The 8,662-nt window shown below is 45.9% G+C and carries 11 protein-coding genes and 1 pseudogene; all 12 read left to right on the forward strand.

Translation table 11 applies throughout. The features are described from left to right. The first annotated feature begins 46 nt into the window (after positions 1 to 46). Positions 47 to 838 (forward strand): TatD family hydrolase, encoded by a 792-nt coding sequence (locus QZ147_RS06950; protein ID WP_295148619.1) that lies wholly within the window; start codon positions 47 to 49, stop codon positions 836 to 838. Positions 839 to 846: 8 nt separating this feature from the next. Next, the gene (locus QZ147_RS06955) at positions 847 to 2,058 is read left to right on the forward strand and encodes a lytic transglycosylase domain-containing protein (protein WP_295148622.1); all 1,212 of its coding nucleotides are present in this window, start codon (positions 847 to 849) and stop codon (positions 2,056 to 2,058) included. Next, positions 2,045 to 2,872 (forward strand): septal ring lytic transglycosylase RlpA family protein, encoded by an 828-nt coding sequence (locus QZ147_RS06960; RefSeq protein WP_295148625.1) that lies wholly within the window; start codon positions 2,045 to 2,047, stop codon positions 2,870 to 2,872. Before QZ147_RS06955 ends, QZ147_RS06960 begins: the two co-directional genes overlap by 14 nt. A gap of 34 nt (positions 2,873 to 2,906) precedes the next feature. Next, positions 2,907 to 3,500, forward strand: a complete 594-nt coding sequence (gene hisB / locus QZ147_RS06965; RefSeq protein WP_295148644.1) for an imidazoleglycerol-phosphate dehydratase HisB — start codon at positions 2,907 to 2,909, stop codon at positions 3,498 to 3,500. Beyond that, positions 3,482 to 3,967 (forward strand): HAD hydrolase family protein, encoded by a 486-nt coding sequence (locus QZ147_RS06970; RefSeq protein ID WP_295148647.1) that lies wholly within the window; start codon positions 3,482 to 3,484, stop codon positions 3,965 to 3,967. The genes hisB and QZ147_RS06970 overlap by 19 nt, the downstream gene beginning before the upstream one ends. Beyond that, positions 3,958 to 4,482 (forward strand): LPS export ABC transporter periplasmic protein LptC, encoded by a 525-nt coding sequence (gene lptC / locus QZ147_RS06975; protein WP_295148627.1) that lies wholly within the window; start codon positions 3,958 to 3,960, stop codon positions 4,480 to 4,482. The genes QZ147_RS06970 and lptC overlap by 10 nt, the downstream gene beginning before the upstream one ends. Further along, positions 4,458 to 4,940, forward strand: coding sequence for a lipopolysaccharide transport periplasmic protein LptA (gene lptA / locus QZ147_RS06980; RefSeq protein WP_295148630.1), 483 nt, complete (start codon positions 4,458 to 4,460; stop codon positions 4,938 to 4,940). Before lptC ends, lptA begins: the two co-directional genes overlap by 25 nt. Beyond that, positions 4,937 to 5,563 (forward strand): ribosome biogenesis GTP-binding protein YihA/YsxC, encoded by a 627-nt coding sequence (gene yihA / locus QZ147_RS06985; RefSeq protein WP_295148632.1) that lies wholly within the window; start codon positions 4,937 to 4,939, stop codon positions 5,561 to 5,563. The genes lptA and yihA overlap by 4 nt, the downstream gene beginning before the upstream one ends. Further along, on the forward strand, positions 5,560 to 6,018 hold the full coding sequence (locus tag QZ147_RS06990; RefSeq protein ID WP_295148634.1) for an N-acetyltransferase: 459 nt from the start codon (positions 5,560 to 5,562) through the stop codon (positions 6,016 to 6,018). Before yihA ends, QZ147_RS06990 begins: the two co-directional genes overlap by 4 nt. After that, on the forward strand, positions 5,985 to 6,473 hold the full coding sequence (locus QZ147_RS06995) for a hypothetical protein (RefSeq protein ID WP_295148639.1): 489 nt from the start codon (positions 5,985 to 5,987) through the stop codon (positions 6,471 to 6,473). The genes QZ147_RS06990 and QZ147_RS06995 overlap by 34 nt, the downstream gene beginning before the upstream one ends. Continuing rightward, the gene (mrdA, locus tag QZ147_RS07000) at positions 6,470 to 8,290 is read left to right on the forward strand and encodes a penicillin-binding protein 2 (RefSeq protein WP_295148642.1); all 1,821 of its coding nucleotides are present in this window, start codon (positions 6,470 to 6,472) and stop codon (positions 8,288 to 8,290) included. The genes QZ147_RS06995 and mrdA overlap by 4 nt, the downstream gene beginning before the upstream one ends. A gap of 66 nt (positions 8,291 to 8,356) precedes the next feature. Next, positions 8,357 to 8,662: pseudogene (locus tag QZ147_RS07005) on the forward strand (sel1 repeat family protein); the annotation flags it as partial.

Consider the following 8,662-nt stretch of genomic DNA (forward strand, 5'->3'; position numbering starts at 1 on the left):
TTTATACGGCGAAAGAAAGCGGTAGAAACCGCGTCGAGGTCGCGCAGTGATCATTGATACGCACTGTCATTTAAACGATAAGAGCTACGATGCCGATCTTTCCCAAACTTTACAAAACGCCCGAAATTTAGGCGTTGCGGGATTCATAATACCCGGCGCCGATATCAACGATTTACCCAAAGCGGCTAAAATAGCAAACCAAAACGAGGACGTCTATTTTGCCGTAGGCGTGCATCCTTACGATATCGCGGGCTTTGACGAGCGAATTTTAAGAAAATTTGCAGCCGATCCTAAGTGTGTAGCCGTCGGCGAATGCGGGCTTGATTATTTTCGCTTACCTAGGGACGAAGGCGAGAAGCAGCGCGATAAATCGGAACAAAAACGCGTTTTTTTAGCTCAACTGGATATCGCGGTCGAGTTAAAAAAACCCGTTATTCTTCATGTGAGGGAAGCTAACGAGGATACGTTTAATATCCTAAAAGAGTATGCGGACAAATTAACAGCCGGAGCAGTTTTGCACTGCTATAACGCTTCGCCGCTACTTTTAGAGCTTGCTAAGTTGGGGGAATTTTACTTCGGCATAGGAGGAGTTTTAACGTTTAAAAACGCTAAAAATTTAGTCCAGATTTTGCCTAAGATTCCACTAGATAGGATATTAATCGAAACGGACGCGCCGTATCTTACGCCCGAGCCCAATCGCGGCAAGAGAAACGAACCCGCGTTTACGATATTTGTCGCTAAAAAGATAGCTGAAATTTTGAGCCTTAGTCAACGGGAGGTTTGCGAACTGACCAGCGGCAATGCCAAAAGATTATTTAAGTGTTTTGACACGAAATAAGGATGAAAATGAAAGCAATGCTTAGACTGTTTTTTATAATTATCGGTGCGACCGCGCTATTTGCCGCCGCCCCGGAAAAAGACTCCTACGACGCGGGAGTTAAAATTTTAAAAGAGCTCGATATAGATCCGTCTTTTATAAAAACTTCTCACTATGCGAGTATGAAAAAAGGTATCACGAACGGCCAAATAAAAACCTTTACCGATGCGCTAAAAGGCGGGTATATGTATATCCCGATGATTAAATCAAATATTAAAACTTCGGGGATTCCGGATTCTTTTTTCTATCTTGCGATGATAGAATCCGGTTTTGCCACGCACGTCACTTCAAATGCCAAGGCCGTCGGTATTTGGCAATTTATGGAAAAAACGGCTAGGATTCACGGGCTTAAAATCGACGAGTACGTGGATGAACGCCGCGATCCGGTAGAGTCCACGAGGGCTGCCGCAACGTATTTGAAAGGGCTAAAAAATAAATTCGGCAAATGGTATTTGGCCGTACTTGCTTATAACTGCGGAGACGGTTGCGTATCAAAAGCTATACAAAAGGCCGGGACGGACGATCTTGCTACGCTAATAGATCCGAATAAAAAATTCTTACCGCCAGAAACTAGAAATTTCATCGTTAAAATTTTAAGAGCCGCTTACATCGCAAAAGACGCCGATGCCTTACTGGCTCGCGAGTCGTCTTTGATAAATATAAACGGCGGGTTAAAACTTACTAAAATCGAAATTCCCGGCGGAACGAATTTAGTGCAAATCGGCGATAGTATAGGGTTAAGCGTTAAAAAGATGAAATCTAACAATCCGCACCTAAAATTCGTATTTACTCCGCCTAATACGAAAAATTATTACGTCTATATCCCCGAAAATAAAAAAGAGCTTTTTGCCGAAAATTTTAAGCCCGTAATAGCTAAAAATAACTTCTATACCTATGTCGTAAAAAAGGGCGATACTTTATTTAGTATCGCCAAACAAACGGGTATTAGCCATAGAGCGATAAAGGACTATAACGAGCTAACGACTAATTACGTAGCCTATAATCAAAAACTAATAATACCGGCTTCAAAAAGCAACGAAACGCAAAACTACGTAGTCCAAGCGGGCGATACGCTAGCTTCGGTTTCTAAAAAATTTAACGTAAAAGCCAAAGATATAAAAGAGGCAAATTCTCTGGCCAACTCTAATTTAAGCGTCGGAGCAAATATTGTCATACCTTAAAATTTGCGCTCTTGCTACTTTTGCTCTAATTATAGCGGGCTGTTCCTCCGGTGGCGGCCCGTTTGCTCCGAGCGGCCCTACGCAAGTAGAGCCCAATAGATCGCCCTCCATGCAAAAAGCCACGATGAGGCCATATACGATAAACGGTAAAACTTACTACCCCACGGTCGTAAGCGTCGGAGATAAAACTAGCGGGACGGCTAGCTGGTACGGACCGAATTTTCACGGCAAAAAAACCTCAAACGGCGAAATTTACAATAGGTATAACCTAACAGCCGCTCACAAGACGCTGCCGATGAATACCGTGCTAAAAGTTACTAATTTAAAAAATCAAAAAAACGTAATAGTGCGGGTAAACGACCGCGGTCCGTTCGTAGCCGATCGTATAATAGACCTCTCAAAAGCGGCGGCGACGCAGATAGATATGATAGGCGCGGGTACGGCGCCCGTTAGCCTCGAAGTCGTGGGATTTGACGCGCGCGCCGAGGCGGCAGCGGTATCCGTAGCCCAAAGAGCGCTTAGCGGCTCCAAAGCTCAAAGCGGTATAATAATTTCTACCGAGCGAAGTATCGTCGGCGGCGAATTTATGGTGCAAATCGGCGCGTTTAAAAACCGCGACGGCGCGAACCGCTATCAAAGAGAAAATAGAAGTATCGACGGATACGCGTCCGTCGTAAAAAGCTACGAGATCGACGGCGAGCCGATTTACCGCGTATTTTTGCGCGGATTTAGAAGCGAAGACGAAGCCAGAGATTATGCTGTTAGCCACAGAAACGGCAAATTTAAAGGCGCGTTTATCGTAAGAGGCGAGTGAATCGGCAAATTTAAGGCAAAAAATGAAAGACGAAATTTTAAAATTAAAACGAACGACGAAAGAGACCGATATTAGCGCCGAGCTTAAAATTTACGGGCGCGGCGAGTGCGAGATCGCGACGGGGATCGGATTTTTCGATCATATGTTAGAAGCTTTGGGCAAACACTCGCTTATTAATCTAAAAATCGCTTGCAAAGGCGATACGCACGTGGATTTTCATCACAGCGTAGAGGACGTCGGTATCGCGCTAGGCGCGCTTTTAAAAGAGGCGATTTATCCGGTTAGCGGCGTCGAGCGCTTTGCCGATTGCGTCGTTACGATGGACGAAGCCGCCGTTAGCTGCGCGCTTGACCTTAGTAACCGAGCGTTTTTGGTCTACGAAAATTTCGACATCATCGGTAAGGTTGGGGAATTCGACGTAGAGCTTGCGGAGGAGTTTTTCCGAGCGGTCGCGACGAACGCGGGCATTACGCTGCATATCGCTAAAATTCGCGGCAAAAACAACCATCATATAATAGAAGCCGCGTTTAAAGCCTTCGCCGTGGCGCTTCGCAGGGCGCTTGCTAAAAACGAACGAGCTGGCGTACCGAGCACGAAAGGCGTTTTACGATTGAAATCATCTTTTTAGACGTGGACGGATGCCTAACCGACGGCAAGATCGTTTATGGCGCGCAGGGCGAAGAGTTAAAATTTTTCGACGTAAAGGACGGCTGGGCGATAGAAAGCTGGCTAAAACTGGGCAAAAAAGTAGCGATTATTACGGGGCGAAAGTCGCAAATCGTAGAGCAGCGCGCGCTTGATCTAAAAATAGACCACGTCTACCAAGGCGTGAGCGATAAGCTTGAAATCGCGAAGGAAATTTTAAAATTCGAAGGGTTAAATTTCGAAAACGCAGCCGCGATCGGAGACGATTATAACGACTATAAAATTTTAAACGCCGTGGGTTGGAGCTTTAAGCCAAAAGACGCGATAAAAGAGCTAAAAGTAAAGACGAAATTAAAACGCAAAGGCGGTAACGGCGCGGTTAGAGAGATGATTGAAACGTTAATAAAAAGCGAAAATTTATTTGACGAGTGGTCTAAGCGTTGGTTATAAAAATTTTTTACGTAGTTATAGCGATTTTTAGCGTAGCGATGATATTTCTGGCATCTTCGGATCCTTATTTCGCCGAGCAGTTTAAAGTGGACGCAAAGCAGGCTAATACAAAGGCGTTTGGCGTGGTAGACCGCGAGATAAATGCGACTACGGTTAGCGCGGTTTACGAGGCTAGCGAAGTAAATAGATTTGATGATTTCGACGAATTTTTAAATTTTAAGGGCGAGATTTTAAGAGGGAATCAAAAGCACGATATAAGCTCGAATAAAGCTATTTTAGACGGAGAAATTTTAAAATTTGTAGGCGATGCCAGATACGAGAACAACGAAAGCCTAAATTTTACTTCGCAAGAGATAATTTATAATACCAAAAGTAAAGTCGTCGCTTCGGACGTACCGTTTATAATGACGCAAAACGGAGATAAAATCACGGCAGAGAGCGGGTCTTACGATCTGGATAAAAAGCAAACGCAAGCAAAAGGGTTAAAAGCATGGATAGAGCAAGAAAGAAAATAGCGCTAGCGCTGATCTTAGGGTTAAATTTAGGATTATTCGCCGAGCAAGTAGAGATAACTTCGGATAGTTTTTTTGCCGACGAAGGCAAGCAGATAAGTAATTTCACCGGCAACGTCCGCATCAAAAAAGGCGCCTACGACGAGCTAAACGCCGATAAAGTAGTCGTGCATTTCGACGCCAAGCGCCAGCCGCTAAAATACGTAGCTACGGGAAACGCGAATTTTAAAGCCGCGCTTAAAGACAAACACTACGACGGCAAAGGCGACGTGTTAACTTACGAGCCTAAAAGCGCGACGTATACGATAACCGGAAACGGCTATCTACACGAGGCGGAGACTAATAAAAACGTCTACGGCGAAAAGATCGTCGTAAATCAAAACGAAGGCACTTACAGCGTAAATAGCGGCGAGAAAAAGCCTGTGAAATTTATCTTTCAAGTCGAGGATAAGCAGAAGTGATACGCGTAATTAACGCAAAATTTATCGCTTCAAGCCCGAGCATAAAAGAAGCGCCCGAATTTGCTACGAGCGAAGTAGTATTTTTAGGGCGCTCAAACGTCGGCAAAAGCAGTCTCATTAACGCGCTAGTCGGGCAAAAATCTTTGGCTAAGAGTTCGTCTACGCCCGGTAAAACTAGGCTTATAAATTTTTTTGAAGTAGAGCTTGCGGAAAGTCGTGACCTTGAAAACGGAGAAAATTTAGCGCAGAAATTTAAAATAACGTTCGTGGATTTACCTGGGTTCGGTTACGCCAAAGTAGCCAAAAGTATGCATGAAGAGTGGCGCAAAAATTTGGATGAATTTTTAAAATTTCGCGGAAATATTAGGCTTTTCGTGCACCTAATCGACTCGCGCCATTTCGGTCTTGAAATCGACGCGGGCGTGAACGCTTACGTTAGCGATTTTTTGCGCGGAGATCAAAAAATTTTAAATCTCTATACGAAATCGGACAAACTAAATCAAAGCGCAAAAAGCGCGATCTTAAAGCATGATCCGTGCGGGCTTTTGGTCTCTACGCTAAATAAAAAAGGTATCGACGCCGCGCTTGACAAAATAGTAAATTTAACGCTGGGGCGACAATGATAGAGCTTAAAAAGCCAAAACCAAAAGACGTGGCGCAAATGCAAAATTTAGTAGCTCCCGAGGTGGCCAAGGGCGTTATTTTGCCACGTAGCGACGATGAGGTTAGCACGAATATCCGCTCTTACGTCGCAGCCTGCGAAGACGGAAAAATCGTAGGTTTTTGCGCGCTACATATCCACACGCCTCAGCTCGCCGAGATTAGAAGCCTAATCGTAGACGAAAAAACGCGCGGGCGGGGCGTAGGCTCTATGATGGTAAAAGAGCTTTTAAAAGAGGCAAAATTTTACGAGCTAAAAAGCGTTTTTACGCTTACTTATAGGCGCGCGTTTTTTGAAAATTTAGGCTTTTACGAGATACCTAAAACCAAACTCCCCGCGCAAAAAATTTGGGCGGATTGCGCTAAATGCAAGCTTTTTCCCGAATGCAACGAAATCGCTCTAATTTACGACCTATAAAACGCGCGGCGGGCGTTTTAGCGCTATTTGCCTATGAGATAGCGACGGCTCGCTTCGGCTATTTGCCGCCGCTACTGGGCGCAATATTCGTCTACTTAATCTCTTCGTATTTGCGTTTTCAAAAAAGCTACGAGCGGCCGAAAACAGACTGGTACGTCGCGTGGGCGGCGATGATTTTTACGGAGCAAATTCACGGATTTTATCTGTTTTCCAGCGCGATTGCGTTTTTACTATTTTATTATTTCGTAGCCGACAAACTTTGCGTCAGCGTAAAATCGCGCGGACTTTTGATCCTTATTTACGTCTGCGGCGCGTACGCCTGCACGCTCGGGGTAAACAATCTAATGGCATACGTAAAAAACGACGAAATTTTAGGCGTCGGCGCGGAGTACGCCCTATATATTTTATTAGAAGCCGCGATTATGAGCCTGTTTTTTAAAGGGCGCCTTCGATGAGGATGCGCATCGTATTCGCCGTTATCGGGCTTTTTTGGATTATACTTTTAGGAAGGGTGTATCATCTAAGCGTAAATTCAAACGAATACTACGAGCAAATAGCCGAGCAAAATGCCGTAAAAACGCAATATATCCCGCCCGTGCGAGGTATCGTCTCAGACGTCAAAGATCGCCCGCTAGCGATAAATATTTTAGGTTTTTCGGTAGCCGTTAAGCCTCATCTTACCGCCAAGCAAGAAATTTTAGACGCCGAGTTAGAGGCGCTTGCCGCGCTATTTAGCGATTTAAACGTTACTAAATTAAAGCGAGAATACCTAAAAAACGACTCGCCCTATAATCAAGAATTTATCCCCGTCGCCGAATTTATCGATTACGATCAATTTTTACCGCATTACGTAAGCCTTACTTTGCGCGAAAATTTAAAGATCGAGCCCGCCAGCAAACGCCGCTATCCTTACGGCGAGCTAGCTTCCCACGTTATCGGCTACGTCGGACGCGCCAATCAAAAAGATATCGACGCCGACCCGCTGGCTAAACTTACTAATTACGTCGGGCGAAGCGGGATAGAACGCTTTTATAACGAAATTTTACAAGGCGAGCAAGGCAGTAAAAAAATAAAGGTAAACGCGCTAAACCAAGAGATCGAGCAAATTAGCTACGAGCCGCCCAAAAGCCGAAATATCAAGCTCTCGCTCGATTTGGAGCTGCAAAAATTTCTGGCCGATATTTTCGGAGACGACGCGGGAAGCGCGGTAGTAATGAGTTTAAAAGACGGCGCGATAGTAGCTGCGGGCAGCTTTCCGGAATACGATCTAAATCCGTTCGTTTCCGGCATCTCTCAGGCCGAGTGGGATAGACTCATAAAAGACGTCGATCACCCGTTTACCAATAAGCTCGTAAATGGGCTTTATCCGCCGGGATCCGTCGTTAAAATGGGTATGTCGCTAGCCTTTTTAGATAACGGCGTGGGGCAGGGCGAGGACGTGTTTTGCTCGGGCTCTTACGAGCTAGGAGGGCGGAAATTTCGCTGCTGGAACGCCTACGGACACGGAAGCGTAAATATGAACGCGGCGATCCGCGAGAGCTGCGACGATTATTTTTACAAAATGAGCCAGCGCGTTGGGATCGACGCGATCACGCCTATTTTAGAGCGCATCGGATTTGGCGTAAAAACGGGCGTGGACTTGCCTAACGAATTCGTAGGCACGCTGCCTAGCCGCGAGTGGAAAATGCGAAAATACGGCAAAGCGTGGTTTCAGGGCGAGACGCTCATTACCTCCATCGGGCAAGGGAATTTCCTAGTAACGCCGATGCAAGTGGCGCGTCACACGGCGGGGCTCGCTACGGGACTAAACTATACGCCGCATTTTTTAAAAAGCGCGGGCGACGAGGACGCGGATTTTACCCCCAAAGACGATATGTATACTAAATTTGAAAAATCGCAGCTACCTGCGATCCGCCGCGCGATGTACGAGGTGGCGAACCACCCGCGAGGCACCGCGAATAAGCACTTCGTAAGCTCGCAGATAAAAGTCGCCGCAAAAACGGGTACCGCGCAGGTCGTAGGTATCTCGCAAAGCGACAAAAAGCGCATGCGCGAGGAAGATATGGCGTATTTGCAGCGCTCGCACGCGTGGATGACGACTTACGCGCCGTTTGAAGATCCGCAGTTCGTAGTAACGGTAGTCATCGAACACGGCGGACACGGCGGTAGCGCGGCAGGTCCTAAAATTTCGCAAATTTATAATAAACTAATCGAAATGGGCTACATTACGCTTCCGGCGCCTAGCGAGAAGGCGCAAAAAGGTAAGAAATAGCGTAAAATTTTGGCATCCGCGCCCGCAAGGCGCAAAGTTTATAAAAATTTAAAAGGAAATTTATCTATGAAGCGTTTTATTTTTCTAGCGTTTTTTACGGTCTCGCTTTTTGGCGGCGAGTTAGCCGATCTGCGCGATGAGTGCAAGAAAGGAAACAAGGAGGTTTGCAAGAGTTTGTCAAACGCGATTAAAAATTTAGAACTTGCCTGCGAAAAAGGCGGAGCGCAAAACGCGATAGCGTGCGCGGGGCTTGGCTATTTTTACGAATCCGACAAAGAATTTACAAAAGCCGTCGCGCGCTACGAAAAGGCCTGCGAGCTAGGCGCGGATAGGGCTTGCGTGTATCTAGGGCTGCTTTATCAAAACGGACAA

Origin of the sequence: uncultured Campylobacter sp., from assembly GCF_905371695.1 — a bacterium.
GTDB lineage: Bacteria > Campylobacterota > Campylobacteria > Campylobacterales > Campylobacteraceae > Campylobacter_A.

Excerpts from the sequence above, each read along its gene's own strand:
- QZ147_RS06955 (WP_295148622.1), top strand. The coding sequence starts at position 847 with ATGAAAGCAATGCTTAGACTGTTTTTTATAATTATCGGTGCGACCGCG.
- lptA (WP_295148630.1), top strand. The coding sequence starts at position 4,458 with ATGGATAGAGCAAGAAAGAAAATAGCGCTAGCGCTGATCTTAGGGTTA.
- QZ147_RS06990 (WP_295148634.1), top strand. The coding sequence starts at position 5,560 with ATGATAGAGCTTAAAAAGCCAAAACCAAAAGACGTGGCGCAAATGCAA.
- QZ147_RS06995 (WP_295148639.1), top strand. The coding sequence starts at position 5,985 with ATGCAACGAAATCGCTCTAATTTACGACCTATAAAACGCGCGGCGGGC.
- mrdA (WP_295148642.1), top strand. The coding sequence starts at position 6,470 with ATGAGGATGCGCATCGTATTCGCCGTTATCGGGCTTTTTTGGATTATA.